This is a genomic window from Pseudomonadota bacterium, assembly GCA_037200975.1.
GTDB lineage: Bacteria > Pseudomonadota > Gammaproteobacteria > Steroidobacterales > Steroidobacteraceae > CADEED01.
The window spans coordinates 3031861-3052303 of the sequence record JBBCGI010000001.1 but is presented as its reverse complement, the minus strand read 5'-3'; the positions used below and the strand labels follow the sequence as shown (position 1 = coordinate 3052303).

The window sequence follows — 20443 nt, the reverse complement described above, 5'->3', positions numbered from 1 at the left end:
TCGCATGCATGCACGCCACGGCGGCGTGGGCCGCGAGCGCTCCGGACTGGATGCGCGCGCAGGTAAGCGTGCCCGTGCCAGCTCAGGACGAAGAGACAGACGCCGTCGTGCTCTACTCGGACACGGAACTGACGGTACAGGCGTCCGGCAAGATGAAGCGGCTCGAGCGCCGCGTCTACAAGATCCTGCGCAGCAACGGCGAATCGTACGGCACGGTCCTGGCGGCCTTCGGTCCGCAGAGCCAGATCACCTCCATACATGGCTGGAGCATCCCGGCGCAGGGTAAAGACTTCGAGGTCAAGGATCGGGACATCATCGAAACCGCGCTCAGCAATGTCGACGGCGGCGAACTGATCAGCGACGTGCGACGCAAAGTCATGCGGATTCCGGCGTCTGTCCCGGGCAACATCGTCGGCTACGAGATAGAGCGGGACATGTCCCCGTATGAGATGACCGACGAGTGGGATATTCAGGACATCGTGCCGGTGCTTCAGGCGCGATATACGGTGCGACTGCCGCCGAGCTGGTCCTACAAGGTCTTCTGGCTCAATCACGATGAGTCCGCAGCGACCGAAGTGGCGCCGGGACAGTGGCGCTGGATGGTCAGCGATCTGAAGCCGGTCAAGCTCGAACGGCAGATGCCGCCGTGGCAAGGCATCGCCGCCCGAATGGTGCTCTCGCTGCAACCTCCCGGCGGGAAGGGCGGCGGGTTTCAAAGCTGGCAGGAGGTCGGTACCTGGTACGGCGGGTTGACCAACGGCCGGCGCGACGCCTCGCCGCCGCTGCGTCAGAAAGTGCAGCAGCTCACGGCATCCGCGACCGATCCGTTGGCCAAGATGCAGGCGCTGGCCGCATTCGTTCAGAGTGACATCCGCTACGTCGCCATCGAGCTGGGCGTCGGCGGTGTGCAGCCTCATCCGGCGAGCGAAGTGCTGACGCACGGCTACGGCGATTGCAAGGACAAAGTGACCCTGCTCTCCTCGATGCTGAAGGAGATCGGCATCGAGTCGCACTACGTGCTCATCAATACCGAGCGCGGCTCCGTGGCGGCGGGCACGCCGCCCAACATGGGGTTCAACCACGCGATCATCGCGATCCAGCTTCAGGCCGGAGTCGACACGGCGCAGTTGCCGGCGGCGATCAAACACAAGACGCTCGGCCCGCTGCTGTTCTTCGACCCCACGCATCCGCTCATTTCCCTGGGCTATCTACCGGGCGCGCTGCAGGCCAACTACGGCATGCTGGTGTTGCCCGCTGGCGGCGAGCTGCTCGCGCTGCCGCAGACCTCGAGCGCTTTGAATGGCGTTGCACGTACCGCGAAATTGACGCTCGACGAAAACGGCACGCTGAACGGAGACGTGCGCGAGAGCTGGACCGGCGACGGCGCCGCCGGGCAACGCTTCAGCCTGCGCGCCGCACAGCAGGACGTGGACCAGATCAAGCCGATCGAATCCATGTTGGCCCACTCGCTGTCGACGTTCAAGGTTCTGCATGCGACCGTGGCCAACCGCAGATTCGCCGACAAGCCGCTCATCTGGGACTACACCGTCGAGATCCCGCGTTATCCGCGGAACGCGGGCGATCTGCTGATCATCCGGCCGCGCGTGTTGGGATCCATGTCGAGCGGGCTGCTGGAAACGAAGGAACCGCGCGAGCATCCCATCGAGTTCGAAGCCCCCGTTCGCAATACCGACGTGTTCGAGATCACCGTACCCGCGGGCTACGTACCCGACTCGCTGCCGAAGGCGGTGAACGAGGATCTCGGTTCCATCGCTTACCGCAGCTCTACTACCTTCGCCGGCAGCGTGCTCCGCTATACCCGCACGCTGGAGGTGAAGGAACTCAGCGTGCCCGTGGCAAAAGCGGAATCATTGAAGAAGTTCTTTCGGGCGATCGAGAACGACGAGCGGAACTCGGCGCTGCTGAAGAAGGCGCCGTGACGGGTCTACGCCAGCAGCCCGCCAGGTCCAGCGCACCGCAACACGTTGGAGCCTAACTTTCCACGCGGCGCGACATGAATATTTCATGTCGCAGGTGAGAGAAATCGGCCGTAGGTGACACGTGTATAGGTAGGACGAGGAAACCCCGCGCCGGCATCGGCGCACAAGAACTAGAACCAGGGGAAACACATGTCGGCGGTGTCATCCAGGCTCGAGCTCCAGGTCGCCAAGGCGCTGGCGCGCAAGGATTTCGACGTCGCGGCCTGCGCCGATGCGCTGCGCAACAAACTCCCCGGCGATATCTCTTCCTCGCTGGAACAGCGTGAGCGGCGTGATTTCCTGGTAAGCAGCCTGCAGGACAGTACCGCCGCGAAGGCCGCGTTCGAGCGAGTGTTGCTGGGCAATGAGCTGCAACCGATCGCGTACCTGGCGCGCGGCACCATCGCCAGCCGCTCCATCGCACGAATCGAAATCCGCTCCCCGTCGGGTGCGCTCGAGGGATGGGGAACCGGATTTCTGATCAGCCCCGGCGTTCTCATCACGAACAATCACGTGTTTCCGGACGCGGCTTCCGCGAAAGGTTCGATGGCCCAGTTCATGTACGAAACGGGCGTCGATGATGAACAGCAGGCGATGGTTGCATTCGCGCTCGATCCGGGCGCGTTTTTTCACACTTCCTCCGACCTCGATTTTTCGGTGGTGGCCGTTCGCCCGACAGCCGAGACCGGCGGCGCTTCGGTGACCGACTTCGGCTGCCTGCCGCTGCTCGCGACGACGGGAAAGGCGTTCGAGGGCGAATGGCTGACGATCGTCCAGCACCCGTCGGGCGAACGAAAACAGATCTGCGTCCGGGAAAACCGCCTGATCAAGAAAGCCGACGACGTGTTGTGGTACTCGACGGACACGCTGCCAGGCTCCTCCGGTTCGCCGGTTTTCAACAACGACTGGTACGTAGTCGCGTTGCACCACAGCGGCATTCCGGAAATAAAGGACGGCAAGTGGCAGACGATCGACGGACGCGATTTCGATTCCGCCTCCATGGACGAAAAGCAGATCAAGTGGGTGGCGAACGAAGGCATCCGGTCGAGCCGCATCGTGCAGGCATTGAAAGCCGCCTATCCATCGCATCCCTTGTTGCAACCCCTTTATGCCGCGACGCCCGCCTCTGCGCGCATCACCGCGTCCAACGCGAAACCCATCCAGGAGAGCCGAGTCATGAGCGAATCCAGAACCCTGAACGTGCCCCTGGCGATCTCGCTGCTGCCCGGCGGAGAAGTGAACGTACGTGTTGGCTCTTCGTCCGAATCGTTCGGCGCGGCCGAGAAGGCAACCGGCACCAAGAAGGAAGCGAAGTTCGAATCGCCTTTCGATTCGGACTACGCAAAACGCGCGGGCTTCGATCCGGATTTTCTGGGAAACGGCGCCAAGCGCGTTTCGTTACCCAAGTTGAGCGCCTCGCTGGCCGCGGAAGCCGCTCCGATGATCACGCCGATCGGTGCCAACAAGCATGTCCTGCACTATCACAACTACAGCCTGGTCATGCACGCCACCCGCCGGTTCGCCATCTACAGCGCCGCCAACATCCGCTTCGATCAGCGGTTCGACATGAATCGTCCGCCGGATGTCTGGCGCCGCGACCCGCGCATTCTCGACAAATTTCAGATCCAGAACTTCTACTACGCGAGCAACCAGTTCGATCGCGGACACCTGACCCGGCGCGAAGACCTGGAATTCGGCAAGACGGCGAAGATTGCGCTGACGTCCGCCGCGGATACCTGCCACTGGACCAACTGCACGCCGCAGCATGCCAAGTTCAACCAGAACCGCGAGATCTGGCAGGGAATCGAACGGCACATCCTCGAAGACACGGTGTTGACCGGCAACCTCAGCGCACAGGTGATCACGGGTCCCGTGCTCGATGAGGGTGACCCCGAGTACAAGGATATCCAGTACCCCGTGCAGTACTGGAAGGTGGTCGCCGCAATCGACGACAGTGGAAATTTGAGCGCGACCGCGTACATCGCAAGCCAGGAAGACGTCATCCGGCAGTTCGGCATCGAGGCCGCGGATGTGTTCGGGCCGTTCAAGACTTTCCAGGTGAAGATAGAAGAGATCGAGCGGCTCACCGATCTGACTTTTCATTGCGGCGCGGGTGACAACAAGTTGCTGCGCGACTTCGATCCGCTCGCGAGTTCCTCTCGTGGACGGCGGCGCGGCCGTCGTGGCGTGAGTCCGAGTGAGGCCGCGGTCGCCCTGGGCGGGACCGGCTACTACGAGATTCGCGAACTAGAAGACATCGTGAGCTGAGGGACGGACACGTCCAACGCAGGCGAGGTTGCCGACTCCTTGTCGCTGGCGGCTACCGGCTGAGTGCCGCCCGTGAAGACGCCCATGACCTGCCACAGGGCCCCGTGGCAGCCGTCAGGAAAGGGCTGGCTCTACGTGACCGAAAGCTGTCATGAAGTGACGCCAAACTGCAGCCGCAATGTTTCAACCTGATAACACCCCTGCCAATGCGCCGGAAGGCGCGACGGTGCCGCGGCACTGGCTGTGAACGCATGCATATGGCACCGCCAGTTTTCCAGGCGATCCCTACGGGGGTCCGGTCCGCGGCACAAGCCGTTCGCTGCCCCGTAGCTCCCTGCGCATCGTGAACGTCGCGACGGGTATTCACCCAGCGGCGCTGCTGCGGCTGCTGCGACCGAAGCAATGGGTCAAGAACGCGTTCGTGTTCGCCGGCGTCCTGTTCAGCGGGTTGATTGTCGACGCCGTCTATCTCAAGGCGGCGCTGCTGGCCGCGGCCGCTTTCAGCCTGATGAGCTCCGCGGTCTACGTGCTCAATGACTATCTGGATCGTGACGCAGATCGCGCGCACCCGACCAAGCGGCACCGGCCACTGGCATCGGGAAAGGTCAGCCCGGCTCAAGGATTGTTCGCGGCGCTGGTATGCGCGGGTGCGGCCGCGGCCGCCGCCTGGTACGCCGATGTCCGCGTGTTGATCGTCGTGGGATTGTACCTAACTATCAACGTCGCGTATTCATTGCAGCTGAAGCACCACGCCGTGCTCGATGTCTTTTGTATCGCATCCGGATTCATGTTGCGCATCATCGCGGGTACCTGGGGCATCCATATTCCGCCTTCGGGGTGGCTGATCCTCACCGGAATGTTCATCACGTTATTTCTGGGATTCGCCAAGCGGCGTGCCGAATGGGCGGATGCCGAGGGCGCACACTCGCGCAGACGCGTGTTGAATGACTACTCACAGCAACTGCTCGACAGTTTCCTGTCCATCACCGCAACAGCAACGGTCATAAGTTTTGGTCTGTATACGCTCGACCCGAAGACCATCGAACAGCATCACACCGACAAGCTGATCTACACGCTGCCATTCGTGATGTTCGGCCTGTTTCGTTACCTGTTCATTCTTCACAGCCGCAAAAAAGGCGAAAACCCCAGCACCGATCTTTTCACCGACCCGCAGTTGATCCTGTCCGGGCTGGCCTTCGCCGGTTTCACGCTTTGGTTGCTCAACCGGTAAATCCGCATTGGCTGCGGGGGCTGACGCTCACCGCGGCGTTGGCGGCCGTGGCCTATCTAGCCGTCGTGTTCTGGGCGGGTCATGCCGAAGTGGCCACGGCCCTGAGAATGGCCGATCCGCGTCTCTGGATAACCTTGTGCGGACTCTCGTTGATGAACTACGGCCTGCGCTTTCTGCGCTGGCACTACTACCTGGGGCGGCTCGGCTCGAAAATCCCCTTCAACGCGTCGCTGCGCATCTATATCGGCGGGTTCGCGTTCACGACGACGCCGGGGAAAGCGGGCGAGCTGGCGCGGGCGATCTGGCTGAAACCGTACGGTGTTCCTGTCAACCACACCGTCGCGGTGTTTCTTGCGGAGCGCATTCAGGATTTCATTGCCGTCTTGCTGCTGGCTTGCCTCGGGCTGTCGTTCTACCCGGGGGGCTGGGTTCTGCTGCTGGCGGGCAGCGCATTGACCGCCGTCGCGCTTGCCGTTCTGTTCATACCCGCCGTGCCTTCTGCTCTGGCGCGTTGGGCGACCCGGGTCGCCGGCCCGCGCGCCGGAGTCCTCGTGCGCATGACCGACATCCTCGCCCACACGCGCCTCTGCCTCTCCGCCGCGCCATTGGCGGGCGGGCTGGCGCTGGGACTGGCGGCATGGTTTGCGCACTGCTGGGGCTTCTTCCTGTTGACCGAGGCGATGGGCCACCCGATTCCTGCGCGCGCGGCGATTTCCATCTACGCGTTCTCGATGTTGGCCGGCGCCGTCAGCATGTTGCCCGGCGGGCTCGGCGGCGCCGAAGCGACGCTCATCGCGCTCTTGCGCCTGTGGGGACTGACGTTGAGCACGGCAGTTGCCGCGACATTGCTGATCAATGTGGCGACGCTGTGGCTGGCGGTGTTGTTAGGCGTCATCGCACTGTCGATACATGCGCGATTCTCGGCCGACAGGGTTGCCCCCGCCTGCACTTGATGCGGATGAACACGGTCAGTTCAAACTCCGCGTTTCGCGAGGATATCAACGGTCTGCGGGCGCTGGCCGTTCTACCGGTATTGCTCTTCCACGCCGGACTATCTTCCTTCCAGGGTGGATTTCTCGGCGTTGACGTGTTTTTCGTCATCAGCGGCTTTCTGATTGCGGGGAAAATCCACCGCGACGTGCGGGATGGCAGCTTTTCCTTCCTGCACTTCTACGACAGCCGCGCCCGCAGAATCCTTCCGGCGATGCTGGTCATGGCGCTCGTGACGACGCTGGCCGCGCTGTTCCTGATGTTGCCGTACAGCCTCAAGAATTTCGGCCAATCGCTGGTTGCAACCGCGCTCTCGGCTAACAATCTGCTATTACTGCAGACCTCCGGATACTGGAGCATAGAGGCCGGATTCAAGCCGCTGTATCACACCTGGAGCCTGGCCGTTGAGGAGCAGTTCTACCTGCTGGCGCCGATTGTGATCTTCCTGTGCTTCAGACTGCCCCGCTACAGAACGACCGGGACAGTCGCGGTCTGCGCGCTGCTGCTCGCTTCGAGCTGGCTGGCTGCCGCCCTGATCGAGGAACGCGAGTTCACCTTTCTGATGCTGACGACTCGTGCCTGGGAGCTGTTAGTGGGAGCGTTGCTCGCCCTCACCGCGACGTCGGCGCGCGAGCGGTCCTACCTTGCGCTGTTCGGACTGGCCCTGCTTCTCGGCGCGTACGTGTTTCCGTACGCCTTGGGATCGAACCAGGCCGTTGTCGTCGCCGTGCCGGTCTTCGGCACAGCGCTGGTGATCCGGTACTGCGCTCCGGCATCACTGCCGGGCAGGTTGTTGTCGCTGAAGCCATTGGCCATTACCGGACTCATCAGCTACAGCATCTATCTATGGCACCAGCCGATACTGGCCTTTTTGCGGCTCGCGTCGATGGAAAATCCGAGTCCGGCCACCCAGCTCGTCTTCTCCGTGCTGGCGATTCCGCTCGGCTACCTGTCGTGGCGGTTCGTCGAGCAGAAATTCCGCGATCGCAACTGGATGTCCACGCGACGCTTCTACGTGGCTGCGGGCAGCGCGACGGTGTTGTTGATCGCGGGCGGGTTGGGCTTGCACCGCTCCTACGGACTGGTGGCCTGGGCACCGCAGTATTCCTATGGCGAGGACCCCAAGGTCTACGTCGAGCGGCCTTTTGCTCAGCGGTTCGATGGATTCCACGCGAATGGCGGGCAACGTGTATTGGTTGTTGGGAATTCGTTTGCGCGCGACTTCATCAACATGCTGAACGAGACCGGCTACGGTACGGGGCGCGACGTCGTCTACTGGGAAGGCGATTGTGCTCACAGGAGCAATGACCTGTTGGAGCCGCTTTTGGCCGCGGCCGAATTGGTCGTGTTCGCCGAGAACTGGGGGCGCCCCAACAGCACGCCCCGTGACGTCGACGATGCCTTCTCGTGTTATCGCGAGCTAAGTTCGAAATCACGCGCCCGGGTAGTCATGCTGGGCGCGAAGAACTTCGGCTGGAACAATGACTTTGTGCGCACTCGGCACGGCGAGCTCAACGACCGAGCCCCTCGCGTCTATCCACTCGTGAGCGTCGTCAGCTTCAACAAGACGGCGCAGGCACAAATCGGTCCGGATTTCATCGACCCGATGGAAGTGCTGCTGGATGGCGAGGGGCGTGTACCCATCTTCACACCCGATGGCCGCTTCATCACCTACGACACCAATCACCTGACACGCGCCGGAGCCGCCTTCGTGGGCGCCCGCCTGTTTGCCCGGTTTGATTTTCTGAGCTCACAACAGAGTACGGCGCCGAGTCTGTCGGCCATGTCTTCAACCTCCACGCCCTCGCCCACACGATGAAGCTGCGTCTCGCACGAACGCTCTTTTCACTGCTGCTCTTCCCATTGCTCGTGCTCGCCGCGGCAGATCCCGCTGCGCGAACCCTCAAGGGACGAATCGTCGATCAAGACGATCACCCCTTGCCCGATGTGCGCGTCGGACTGCGGTCCCACGGCGCCGTGACCCAGACCAGCCAAAGCGGCGAATTCACTCTTGTCGTCCGTTCCGACAAACCATTCACCCAGGACCAGGCGAAGCCTTATGACTATGTCGAGCTCGACAAGGACGGCTACGGCGGGCGTGCCATCGAAATCAGGGAACTCACGTTCTTCGACAAGCCCTTGGCCGAGAAACTCGAGCCGAATCCGATCAGCGAAGGCCGCGCCGAGTTCAGTACGCGGATCAGCATGGACAACAGCCTTGCCGATCTCTCCACGGACAAGTCATTCCATCTCATCCCCGCTCGCGAATGGCAGAAGTTCTTCGCCAGCATGGAAAGCCGCAAAGGCGACGGTCGTACGGAGCAAGTCGTCTTCCAGGCCTACATTCCGAAAGACGCGAAGAAGCTGAAGGCTGTCTTCCTCCTCACGCGCCATGGCATGGGCTCCATCGATCACCCGCGCCTGCGTGCTTTCGCAAACCGGAACGCCGTCGCGCTCGTGAGCGCGATTGGCAACCCCGTGCAGCGTGGCTTCTATCCCGTGGGTCTCATCGACCCGTACATCGCCCGCGTCGGGAAAATGCTCGAGCACCCCGAGCTGCCCACCCTGCCGGTCATCTCCTTCGGCCATTCCAACGGCACCGGCTTCTCCGGCATCATCGCGTCGCAGCGTCCCGAGCGCACCATCGCGTGGATTTCCTACCACTCGGGCGCCGCGTTTCATCTCCAGTTTCCCAACATCGAACAGGTCCCCGCCCTCGTTCTGCACGGGCTCATCGATCCATTCTTCAAGAACGGCCAGGAGGAAACGGTGAAACATCTTCGCCAGGAACGAAACGCCGCCATGGCAATGATGCTCGAAGCCAATGTCGCTCACGACCCAGTCGACAAGGGCCAGGACGCCACGTGGGATTTCATCGCCGCCTTCAGCGAAGCCGCAATGCGCATTCGCCTCAACGACGACGGCACCCTCAAGCCAGTGTTCATCGAGAACGGCTGGCTCGGCGCCAGCTACGATCGCATCCAGGGCGGTCAACAAGAACTCGCCATCGCCCCGTATCGCGAATTCCAGGGCAACCGTTCCACCGCCAACTGGCTGCCAGACAAACTATTCGCCGAAACCTGGCAGCGCTACGGCAAGACCGACCCGCGGCCGAAGAAATAACCAGAGAAGAGAAATGACGCAGCGCGCGAATGAGGCTGATGGGAGCCAGAAAAGACAGCGAGCAACGCCTCTGTCTCGAAGGGAGGCGGTGTCGGGGTTGCTGCTTGCGGGAGGCCTGTCGTCACCATCTGCCGGGGCTGCTGCCAGGGGCGGAGGTGCTCTCTGCGCCAGCTACTCCGACTTGGTCAAAGCCATCGCCGCCGTGGGTTCGACGGGCGGTGTGGTGCAATGCGAGCCGGGAGCTGTCATTGACTTCGGTTCCTCGCCGCTCCTCATCGCCAACAAGAGCTATCTGACGCTCGATTTGACGGGCGTGGAAATCCGGTCGACTGCGAATATCAGCTACACCCAGCTATACCAACCGGCGCTGATCTATCTAAAGAATTGCTCGGATTGCCTCGTTAAAGGAAAGGCTCTCATTAAGGTGAACGGTTTCGCCAACAGTGCTCTGGGCCTGGAGAGTTGTACGAACTGCGACGTCGAACATCTGATTGCGCAGGGCTGCAAGATCGGCTTTGGTCAGTTCTTCTCGGTGGGCGGGAAGCGCTGTGCGTGGCGGTACTGCGATGCTCTGAATGGCCAGGCGACGGCTCGTGGCTTCTGGTTGGGCGGTGCGCAAAGCACCTGGGGCGAGACGGATCTGGAAGTGCTCGGTTGCAGAGCGATTGGCAATGCCGGAACGGGAATCGCCGTGGGCTCGAATGGCGCCAAGATCATCGGCAACACGAGCACCGACAACGGCGGAGCCGGGATCTGCAGCGGTTCCACGGGCGACGGCTCTGTCAGCAGTTACCACACCATCGCGAACAACGATTGCCGCCGCAATACATTCTGGGGTTGGCAAAGTGACGTTTGGAATGGATCACAGCTGTTCAATACGACGGTGAGCGGCAACCTCTTTGACGGCAATACGGCAGGCGCGGCACTGCTGAACGCCTGCACAACGATCATGTACGGCAGCAATATCGACAACGGCATCGTGCAGGTATGCAATTGCACAGGCGGCAAGGTACAGCTCGGACCGCAGGCGACTCTCCACACAAATGGAGGCCCGAATACCAATGTGGTGTTTTCATGAACAATGAGCACCGAACGCTGACGATGCGGCCCACGGCAGCTGCATCAGCGACAGACGTAAATCATCCACCCGCTGTTGCTGTTGAATAGTTTGACGGTTCCAAGCCCCAGCGATACATCACGGGTGCCCACAGCGCACGGCGCGCGCGGCGCGCCATTCACCGCCACGATGCTCACTTCGGCCCCGCCGGTACCTGCGGGCGCCGGTACCCGCCGTGGATTGGTGATCGCAAGTTCGGGGTTTGTCAGTGCCACGATCGAACTGACATGGGCCAGATGCGTTCCGCCAGCCACCAGCGCAGCAACCTGCGCGCGAGTTTGCGCAAACGTATCGCCGAATCGCTGCGCCGTGAGTACGTCGCGCAGGCTCACGAACCCCAGTCCGGTGGCACCTACCAGCAGGCATGCCATCCCGAGGTAGCCTGCAATCCGCGCCGAGTACGTTGCGAGGCAAAACGCCACCAACAAGATGCAGAGCGGAATCAAGTTGTAAAAGACCGGTGGCACGCGCGGCCCGAGGAACCACACCAGCGGCGTGATCAGCAGCAGCATCGGCCGCTTACGCGCGGCCAGCGCAGCGGTACCCAGCAGCAATAAACCCCAGGCGGGCAACGAAGGCTGCAGTAGATAGTAGGAAACAAGGCTACCGTCGCCTCGTCCGATGAGCTTCTTTCCCTGCAGCAGAATTCCCGTCAACAAGTCCGCGGCCGGAAACGGATAGATCCAGAACAGCAGCAACACAGCCGCAATCCCACCGCCCGCGGCTGGCAGCCACTGCCGCAGCAGCTCCGGCCTTAGCAGCAGCATCGATACCGCATAGATTGCCGCGACGGTGGGTTGCGTACACGCCAGAATTCCCGCGATCGCACCGAACACCGCGTATTGCCGGTATTGAAGGGCAATCTCCGCCAGAACTATCAGCAGCACCGCAAGGGCTTCGGGCCTGAATCCAATCGCGACTTGCGCGGCGAGCGTCAGGAAAGCCATCCCGACGGCCGGCACGAATGACAAACCCCGCGCGCGCGCCAGCAGCAGCAGTACCGAGGCGCACGTCAGCAATTGAATACCCCAGGCGACTAGATAGTATCCGCGCGCCGAGCAGCCGGTATTGAGCGTCGAGTACAACATCGGCGACACGAAGCCGTGCCAGATCATGCGCGCCTGGCCCGTTGGGTCGATGGGATAGACGGTCGTGCCGAAGAACCCGTCAGAGCACAAATTGACGCTGGCCGTCAAAAAGAACTCGGAGTCGCCTACCGGCGAGGGCAGAAGGAACACGACGTCCAGCACGAAGCGCAGCAGCAATACTGCGGCGAGCGCCGTCGCCGCCGTCACGACCCGCCAGTTCATCATCGCAGCAGATTGGAAAAGCGCGGTGCGTGCACGCCCGTGAATTCCAGACCGAATGCCGGCGCCTCTGCCGGCTGCGAGCGCTTCGCCAACCACAAGTGCAGCAACCAGATCAACGCCAGTGTGCGCATCCACACCACGTACTCCACTTCGATCTGCCCACCTCTGCGCACGACCAGTTCGTAGAGTGTGACGATCAAGACGAGGACTCCGGTAATCGACGTCTGCCGCGATTGGTCGAAGCGTCCGCACACGCCTCCAAGCAGCAGACCTATCAACGTCATGCCGGTGATGACGCCGACCATGCCAAAATTCCAATACAGCTCGCCGATGTGTGTCGGAGAAATATAAGTATCGCGATCCGCGGAAAGGCGGAATTCACGGTTGAACAGCTGCGCGGAACTCTCCCCGGGTTTGTCGGACCACACCAGCCTTGGAATGAACGCGTACAGCATTGGCTCCAGAGTGCTGCCCATCCGGTAAGGATGGTCGACACCGACGTGGGCTACGAAAACCTCCACTGCCCCCTTGTCGGTGGCGCGTTGCAGAAATGTCTGGGTCTTTTGCTCGTACTTCTTACCCGTCTGGGCCACATTCCGTTCTGCAATGGCGCGCCACAGGATTTCACCGGTGCGCGAAAGCGCCTGCGCCCGGTTCAATCCAAGGCCCTCGGTCATGATGATCCGCTTTGCGGTCATCACCGGGAATGCCAGCGCCATGCCCAACGCTGCGCACACCAGCCAGCGCATCGGTACGCGGCCTGTTGTCACGAAGCGGGTCAGCAATATGACCAGCGGAGCGCTCAATGCCATTTCCTTCGTATCGATCACCCAACCCACCGCAAATTGCAGGCAGATGATGATGATCATGAGCGCACTGCCCCCGCGCGGCGCCCAGCGAGACCACCAATACGCAAGAATGACGATGCCCAGCGGCCCGGCGTAGTTCTGGATGAAGATGAGGGCTGTCGTATTCCAGACCCCCAAGCGGGAGAACCCCGCCGCGACCGCGGCGTTGCTGTTTTCGGGCTGGACCACCAAGGATAGATAGAGGCTTCCCGCGCACCCGATGGCCCAGATCACCAGGCCCACGGGCAGCAGCAGCGAACGTGGCCAGTCGCGCGCCTCCGCGGGGGTACGACCCGCGCCGAAAATGCGCACACCGGCATGAAAGCCTGCAATCTGCACGAGCGAGCCGAGCAGAATCAGGGCTTCTCCGCCGGTGAGCAGTGGGACGCCGGCCGGTTCGCGCGGCGACGGCGATAACATCGATACCGCGTCAGACATGGCGAAGGACAGGAAATAGACGCCGCACATCACCGCGAGCATCGCGTAGCTGTCGTTGAAGCGACGGATGTACGGAATCGGACTGGCGCAAACGGCGAACATCAAAGCGACGTACGGCAGGTGCTTGAAACTGCCACCGGCGGCAACCGCGCCACCTATGAGAATGACGAGAAGCAGCAGGTTGAGCGCCGCGTAGACGAGCCAGCCTGATTTTTCAAGGAATGACTTCAATCTGGTAGGTATCCGTCGGCAACGCGCAAAATCGGCGCCGTAGTTGAACGGCGGCACGTTACACGGACATGACACGTGCCCTGCGGGCCTGCGATCAACACCGCAACATCACATCCTCGTAACTTGCCGTCCATACGCTGCCACATCGACCTTCTGGCGACGGTTTCCCCACGTGAAAGCATCCGAATCGGTCAGCAACGCTCCAGGGGCCGCGGCGCTTCATCAAGTCCAAAAGACTTGGTCCCCGTACTCGAATGTATCCGTGGCCACGCGTGCGAAGTTGCGCCGTCTCTGGTCAGGCCTTGGATTCAATGACGATCTCGCATCCAAGCTCCGCTATGAAATCGACATGGTGTTGCTGCGCCTTCGATGCACGCTGAGCAGCAGCTACCGTGCACATATCCGGGAGTTGGCGGACAGGCGGGATCTGCTGGTGCATCTCGGATGCGGCAACGCGCTGCTACCAGGCTGGGTAAATCTGGATTGTTATCCGCCGCCACCTGCCAGGGATGTCGAGATCCTGACCCTGGATCTGCGGCACGGTCTCCCGCTGAAGGCGGCATCCGTTGCCGCATTGTTTTCCGAACATTTCCTCGAGCATCTGCCATTCGAAACCGTCAGCACCAAGGTGTTCCCGGAGATCAGGCGCGTGCTGCAGCCCGGCGGCAAAGTGCGCATCGGGGTTCCGAACGGCGAATACTTCGTCGACCAATACGTTGCCGCGCGGACTGGAAACAGCGAGGAGATCTTCGAGCGGCAGCGCCACGGCAAGACACGCATGACGATGCTCAACGAGATCGCCCACGGATTCGGACATTATTTTGCGTACGACTTTGAAACGATGTCGAACTTGCTCACGGCAGCGGGCTTCGTCGCGATTCGCCGGTGTGCGCCCTTCGATTCGACAGTGGAGCATTTCAAAGGCAAAGATCGTGTCGATGCGTGGCGCAATGCGATGACGCTGTACATAGAGGCTGAGGCCGCAGTTTCGAATCAGTAAGCGCGAAGGCTGGACGACCTTGCGCTATCGCACCGACATCGACGGACTCCGCGCAGTTGCGGTGTTGCCCGTCGTCGCATTCCACGCCCAGATACCGCAGGTACCCGGCGGATTCATCGGCGTCGACGTGTTCTTCGTCATTTCCGGCTATCTGATCAGTTCGATCATCTTGTCCGAAGTCGAATCCGGCCGGTTTTCCCTCGCTTCGTTCTACGAAAGGCGGATCCGCCGCATATTTCCGGCGTTGATCGCGATGCTGCTGGTTTCCAGCGCCCTGGCCTGCATCTATCTCCTGCCCACGGAACTCGAAGCCTTTGCGAAATCGCTGGCCGCGGCGATGTTCTCGGCCTCGAATTTCTATTTTTGGAGCGGTTCCGGATACTTCGACGTCGCCGCGGAACAGCAGCCGCTGCTGCATACGTGGTCGTTGGCGGTCGAAGAGCAGTTCTATCTACTGTTCCCGTTGCTGCTGATGTCGATCCGGCGAGTCTTTCCGGGCCGCCTCAGGTCAACAATCATCGCCATCGCCGTAGCTTCATTTGTCCTGAGTGAAATCGACGTGCGCACCGCCCCTGCTCGAGCTTTCTACTTCCCGCATGCCCGCGCATGGGAACTGCTGCTCGGCACGGTTCTCGCGATGAACGTCATTCCCACCATCAATGCCCGCTGGGCCAACAATTTGATATCCGCGGGCGGTCTGGGATTGATCGCTTTCGCCGTATTGACGTTTGAACCGGGCACGCCGTTTCCTGGCGCCTATGCGCTCATTCCGTGTCTCGGCGCCGCGATGATCATCCATGCAGGGCGTGATACCGAAACGGTGACGAGCCGACTGCTGTCCTGGAAGCCGCTGGTTTTCATCGGATTGATTTCCTATTCCCTCTACCTGTGGCATTGGCCGCTGATCTATTTTCAGAACAATTTTTCTATCTTGTTTGCCGGCCTTCCCGGACCTTTGGGCAAAGCGCTTCTGGTGCTGGCGTCGATTTTGATTGCCGCGATGTCATGGTGGTTCATCGAGCGCCCGTTCAGGGCCGGGCCGCTGCGGCCATCGAAACGTCTGCTGTTCGTCATGTCCGGAGCGGCTACTGCGGCGATATGCGGCATTGCCGTCGGGGTGCTGTCGTCGCAGGGGATGGGCTGGCGGTTTTCGACCGATGAGCTGCAGGCGGCGTCCTATCTAAAATATGACCCGTCGCCCGCCTTTCGCAAAGGCGACTGCTTCGCGACCAGTGACGCGGGCGATGACCCTTCGTTTGCTGAACTGAAGAACGATCCTTGTTTGCGGCGCGTCGAAGGCCGGAGGAATTTTCTCCTGTTCGGCGACAGCTATGCGGCGGATCTGTGGTTCGGTTTGTCGCACGCCATGCGAGATATCAATTGGCTGCAGGCGACCGGAGCCGGTTGCAAGCCGCTGTTCGATGCCGCAGCGCTTGATCTGCACTCATCCGAACGCTGCGCAAGATTGAGGCAGCTGATTTTTGCCGAGTACCTCGTGAAGAATCCGGTCGATGCCGTGTTGGTCGGCGGAAGCTGGACTTCGAGTGATATTCCCAAGCTCGCAAGAACACTGGATTGGGCGAACGCAGCCGGGATTCCAGTCGTGCTGCTGGGACCCAAGATTCAATATGACGCGCCGCTGCCGCGCTTGCTGGTTGCTGCGCTTGGGCAGCGCGATGTACGACTGCCCGACAGGCATCGAGTGGGCTCGTTTCGAGACCTGGACAATGCCATCGCAGGACTGGCGCGGGCGAAAGGCGTGATCTATGTGTCCTACTTCGATCTGCTGTGCGAGAACGACGCCTGCCAATATGCCGATGCCAATGGCCGCCCGTTAGCCTTCGATCGAGCTCACTTCACGAAGTGGGGATCGGTCGTTTTCGCGGAGAAGGTGCGGTCGATCGCTCTGCCTGGGCTTGTTAGGCCTGTTGGCGCGGTGGCGCTTCGGGCACCCGGCTATGAAAGCCGTTGAGGTTCGAATGAGTAGGATCGATGTAGATAGCGTCCGAGCGACTCAGGTCAAGCCAGTATGAGCAAATCCTTTGGCGTAAATTTTCTGGTGGCAGTGTTGTTGCTGGCCGGCATCGCTCTGTTCTTGCAGCGGGGCGTGTTGCGTACGTTTGATCCCGCTATCAACATGGATGCGCGGCTGGTTGCGATGGGCGCTCACGTCTGGCTGCGCGGGGAGAATCCTTATGACCCGCAAGCAGTGGCAAAGACATGGGCCGATCTGGGGGAGCCCGCGCAACGAAACCCAGGCGCTCGCGGTCGCGCGGCAATGGTTTATCCGCTAGGCACTTATGCCCTCACCTCCGGCATCGGGGCGCTGCCAGTAAACTTCTGGCGTCCAGTCTGGAACACATTAAATGTGATCCTCTTTCTTGTGACCATTTGGTTGGTGATGTCGGTATCGGACATTGCGCCGCGGTCCCGGGCGGGCGTTGCGTTCGTGGGCAGCGCGCTTCTCATGGCTCCATCGCACACCAACATCGCGCTTGGCCAAACGGGCGTGTTGGTTTGTTTCGCCATCGTACTGGCACAGTGGCAATGGTTGCGCGGCAACGCACGGAGTGCAGGGCTGGCTTCCGGCATCGCGCTCATCTTGAAGCCACAATCCGCGGCGGCATTTTTCGTCTACGACCTTTTGAGCCGCCGCACGTGGATGGTGATCATGGCCATCCTGAGCTTCGGAACCCTGATGGCGATTGGTCTCGGTGCAATGATGATTCGCGGAATCAATCCGATACCGGATTGGCTGCTCAACATTGCCGACCTTGCAAAAGTGGCTGCAAATCCCTTTGCAGCAGAAACTCCTCCCTATCAGCTGATCAACGTTGGCGCGTTATTGCATCGTTTTATCGGACCCGACGCGCAGCTCTTTGCAAGTGTGTTTGGACTTCTCATTTGCCTGGTCATTGCGTTCCTCTACGTTCTGGCTTCGCGGCGTGCGCGAACTTCGGCAACTGACAAACAGGTAATCCTGTGCGACCTGAGTATCACGGCGGTACTTTCGTTGATCCTGACCTATCACCGAATCTACGACGCCGTCGTGCTGTTGTTGCCGCTCGCCTTGGTATTTGTACAAAGGGCCGCGGGCGATCGCCGGTGGTGGATAACGCTTGCGCTATTGCTGCCCTTCTTTTTCCCCATTGCGTCGTATGTAAATATTCTGCAGGTTCAGTACGCGATCATGCCGCAGGCTCTGTACGAGAACCGCTGGTTTGTTTTGTTGCTGATGCATCAGAACTGGTTCCTGCTGTTGCTTTCCGGCTGGCTGATCATGCTTCGACGCCGACCCGCAGGATCAGTGGAATTTCATTCGCCGAACGAAGTCGACGGTTCTTCCCCTGCGCCGTCGCGGCGCAGCGTTTTCATGGCGACATACACGGGCACACCGGCGACTAACAAGCCGACGCCCCAATAAAACGCTTCCGCGCCTGCGCCGACAATCGTCCAGATCGAGTAGATCGCCCCGAGAATGGCGATCGTGGACAACACGCCGAGGCTCTTTCCCTTGACGCCGAGATCGCCCTGCCAGGCAAGCTTCAGGGTGGCCACTGAGCAGCACAGGTAGGTCACCAGGGTCGAGAGCGTGGCGATGAGCAGCATCTTGGTGAACACCACCACCATCGACGATGTGTAGTTGAACAGCACCACGATCGTGAGCAGCACGCCGGTGATGAACAGCGACGTGCCCGGTGTCCCGTACTTCGATTGCCGCGCAAAGATCTTCGGGAATACTCCCGCACGCGCCAGAGCGGCCGGCATTTCGCCGTGGATCAGGATCCAGCCGTTCAGCGCGCCGAAGCCGCTGATGAACGCGAACAGCGCGAGCAGCTTCGCGGCATTGCCGCCCCAGAACATGCGCACCACATCCGCGAACGGCGCGGTCGACTGCGCGAGCTCGGCGGTAGGCAGCAGCAGCACGACGGTCGAGCAGGCGAGGATGTAGAGCGCGGTGGTGATGGCGGTGCCCCAGAGCGTCGCGCGCGGAATCGTTTTCTCCGGATCGATCACGCTGCCTGCCGGAACCGTCGCCGACTCGAGCCCCAGGAATGCCCATAACGTCAGCGTCGCGGACGCCGTCACCGCGGCCAGGCTGAAGGGTTGCGGATCGACGCGAATGACCGACGCATCGCCTTTGCCGAGCAGCACGATCGCGAGCACGACGATCGCCAGCAACGGCATCACCTTGAGCACGGTGGTGACGATCTGCACGACACCCATCTGCCGCACGCCGCGCCAGTTGAGGAACGTCAGGATCCAGATGATTGCGCACGACACGATCGCGGGTCCCGCGACGGTCTGCTTGATCGCCGGAACGAGCTCGGCCAGGTAGGCGACCGTGCCGGTCACGATCGCGGCGTTGCCGATCCAGACCGCCATCCAATAACCCCAGGCCGTCAGGAACCCTGCGGCCTCGCCGAACGCCTTGCGCGGATAGACGTAGGGTCCCGCGGCGTCCGGATACGAGCGGGCCAGTCGGGCAAAAACAAACGCGAGCAGGACGCTGCCCGCCGCGGTGACCAGCCAGCCGAGGATGCTGTTCACGCCATAGGGCGCAAGCGATGCCGGCAGCAGGAACACGCCCGAGCCGATCATGTTGCCGATGACCAGCGCCAGGCACATCCAGAAACCGAGGCCGCGCACGGCTGACGATTTGCTCATGCCGGGAGTGTAGCGCGTGAGGCCGCGCTGCATTCATGATGGCGAGGCAACAAGGGAGAACGCCCGTGAAAACATTTGAGCGAGCCTGCTGGTCTGTCGTGGTCGCCTCGATCGGCTGCGCATTGTGCGCAACGTCGTTCGCGGACGGCGCCCGCGCCCGCGCGCTCGGCATCCCATTCGATGGCACGCCGGGCAGCTTCAACGCGATCACCGACGTCGAGGGAGTGACGGTCGGCTACAGCACGCTCATCGAAAGCGAAGGCAAGAGCGCCGTCCGCACCGGCGTGACGGCCATTCTGCCCCGCGGGCAAGCCACTACTAACAAGCCCGTGTTCGCCGGCGTGTTCAGCCTGAACGGCAATGGCGAGATGACCGGCGCGCACTGGATCGAAGAATCCGGCTTTCTCGAAGGTCCGGTGCTGATCACGAACACACACAGCGTCGGGGTGGTGCGCGACGCCGCGATCCAATGGCGCATTCGTCAGGGAGACGCGGACGCTTCCGGCTACTGGTGGTCGTTGCCGGTCGTCGCCGAAACGTGGGACGGCTACTTGAACGACATCAACGGATTCCATGTGAAGCCCGAACACGTGTTCGCCGCGCTCGACAGCGCGCACGGCGGCGCTATCGCCGAGGGCAATGTGGGCGGCGGCACCGGCATGATCTGCCACGAGTTCAAATGCGGCACGGGCACCAGTTCCCGTGCCGTGAAGATAGACGGGCACGAATACCGCCTCGGCGTGCTGGTGCAGGCTAACTACGGCATACGCGGCGAGTTGCGCATCGCCGGGGTTCCGGTCGGCAAGGTGCTGAAGAACGGCCTGCTGTGGTCGGAACCGAAGGATGACGGCTCGATCATCATCGTCGTGGCCACCGACGCGCCGCTGCTGCCGCACCAGCTGAAGCGCCTCGCGAGACGCGCGGCGCTCGGCCTGGCACGCAACGGCAGCTATTCGGGCAACGGCTCCGGCGACATTTTCATCGCGTTCTCGACCGCGAACGAGGCTGCAAACCAGTTGGCGATGAAATCTTTGACGGCGCTCGGCAACGAGCAGCTCGATCCGCTGTTCCTCGCGACGGCGCAGGCCGTCGAGGAAAGTATCGTCAACGCGATGGTCGCAGCCGAACCGATGACGGGTTACGCCGGCCACAAGGCAGCGGCGATCGACACCCAAGCGCTGATCAAGCTGCTGAAGGAACACAAGGCCATGCTGGAAAAGAAGACGGGTCGCTGACGCTG

Annotated in this window: 14 protein-coding genes; 11 read left to right on the top strand and 3 right to left on the bottom strand. The window is 61.5% G+C overall.

Translation table 11 applies throughout. The features are described from left to right. Nucleotides 1-8 precede the first annotated feature (8 nt). From WDO72_13770 to WDO72_13740, 7 genes are all read left to right on the top strand, one after another. A complete protein-coding gene (locus WDO72_13770) occupies nucleotides 9-1940 on the top strand; it encodes a DUF3857 and transglutaminase domain-containing protein (GenBank protein ID MEJ0086750.1) in 1932 nt (643 codons plus the stop codon). A gap of 189 nt (nucleotides 1941-2129) precedes the next feature. Beyond that, on the top strand, nucleotides 2130-4247 hold the full coding sequence (locus WDO72_13765; GenBank protein MEJ0086749.1) for a DNA/RNA non-specific endonuclease: 2118 nt from the start codon (nucleotides 2130-2132) through the stop codon (nucleotides 4245-4247). Between the two features lie 343 nt (nucleotides 4248-4590). Then, on the top strand, nucleotides 4591-5478 hold the full coding sequence (locus WDO72_13760; protein MEJ0086748.1) for a decaprenyl-phosphate phosphoribosyltransferase: 888 nt from the start codon (nucleotides 4591-4593) through the stop codon (nucleotides 5476-5478). Then, nucleotides 5460-6431: a lysylphosphatidylglycerol synthase transmembrane domain-containing protein gene (locus WDO72_13755; GenBank protein MEJ0086747.1), complete on the top strand. Its 972-nt coding sequence runs from the start codon at nucleotides 5460-5462 to the stop codon at nucleotides 6429-6431. Before WDO72_13760 ends, WDO72_13755 begins: the two co-directional genes overlap by 19 nt. A 5-nt stretch (nucleotides 6432-6436) precedes the next feature. Next, nucleotides 6437-8287, top strand: coding sequence for an acyltransferase family protein (locus tag WDO72_13750; GenBank protein ID MEJ0086746.1), 1851 nt, complete (start codon nucleotides 6437-6439; stop codon nucleotides 8285-8287). Continuing rightward, nucleotides 8284-9591, top strand: coding sequence for a hypothetical protein (locus WDO72_13745; protein MEJ0086745.1), 1308 nt, complete (start codon nucleotides 8284-8286; stop codon nucleotides 9589-9591). The genes WDO72_13750 and WDO72_13745 overlap by 4 nt, the downstream gene beginning before the upstream one ends. Nucleotides 9592-9772: 181 nt before the next feature. Then, nucleotides 9773-10669, top strand: coding sequence for a hypothetical protein (locus WDO72_13740; GenBank protein ID MEJ0086744.1), 897 nt, complete (start codon nucleotides 9773-9775; stop codon nucleotides 10667-10669). Between the two features lie 44 nt (nucleotides 10670-10713). Here the strand turns inward: WDO72_13740 and WDO72_13735 are convergent, their stop codons facing one another. Both WDO72_13735 and WDO72_13730 read right to left on the bottom strand, forming a co-directional pair. After that, nucleotides 10714-12021, bottom strand: a complete 1308-nt coding sequence (locus WDO72_13735; protein MEJ0086743.1) for a hypothetical protein — start codon at nucleotides 12019-12021, stop codon at nucleotides 10714-10716. After that, a complete protein-coding gene (locus WDO72_13730; protein MEJ0086742.1) occupies nucleotides 12018-13535 on the bottom strand; it encodes a hypothetical protein in 1518 nt (505 codons plus the stop codon). The genes WDO72_13735 and WDO72_13730 overlap by 4 nt, the downstream gene beginning before the upstream one ends. A gap of 262 nt (nucleotides 13536-13797) precedes the next feature. Between WDO72_13730 and WDO72_13725 the strand changes: the two genes are divergently transcribed. The 3 genes from WDO72_13725 to WDO72_13715 are packed head-to-tail and all read left to right on the top strand — an operon-like array spanning nucleotide 13798 to nucleotide 17959. Then, nucleotides 13798-14535 (top strand): methyltransferase domain-containing protein, encoded by a 738-nt coding sequence (locus WDO72_13725; GenBank protein ID MEJ0086741.1) that lies wholly within the window; start codon nucleotides 13798-13800, stop codon nucleotides 14533-14535. A gap of 19 nt (nucleotides 14536-14554) precedes the next feature. Next, entirely contained in the window at nucleotides 14555-16507 is a 1953-nt protein-coding gene (locus WDO72_13720) for an acyltransferase family protein (GenBank protein ID MEJ0086740.1), read from the top strand. A gap of 57 nt (nucleotides 16508-16564) precedes the next feature. Then, on the top strand, nucleotides 16565-17959 hold the full coding sequence (locus WDO72_13715; protein ID MEJ0086739.1) for a glycosyltransferase family 87 protein: 1395 nt from the start codon (nucleotides 16565-16567) through the stop codon (nucleotides 17957-17959). Here WDO72_13715 and WDO72_13710 read toward each other — a convergent pair. Further along, entirely contained in the window at nucleotides 17851-19203 is a 1353-nt protein-coding gene (locus tag WDO72_13710; GenBank protein MEJ0086738.1) for an amino acid permease, read from the bottom strand. The two genes, WDO72_13715 and WDO72_13710, sit on opposite strands and share 109 nt — an antisense overlap. A 65-nt stretch (nucleotides 19204-19268) precedes the next feature. On the opposite strand from WDO72_13710, the gene WDO72_13705 reads away from it, so the two are divergent. Then, nucleotides 19269-20438, top strand: a complete 1170-nt coding sequence (locus WDO72_13705; protein MEJ0086737.1) for a P1 family peptidase — start codon at nucleotides 19269-19271, stop codon at nucleotides 20436-20438. Nucleotides 20439-20443 lie beyond the last annotated feature (5 nt).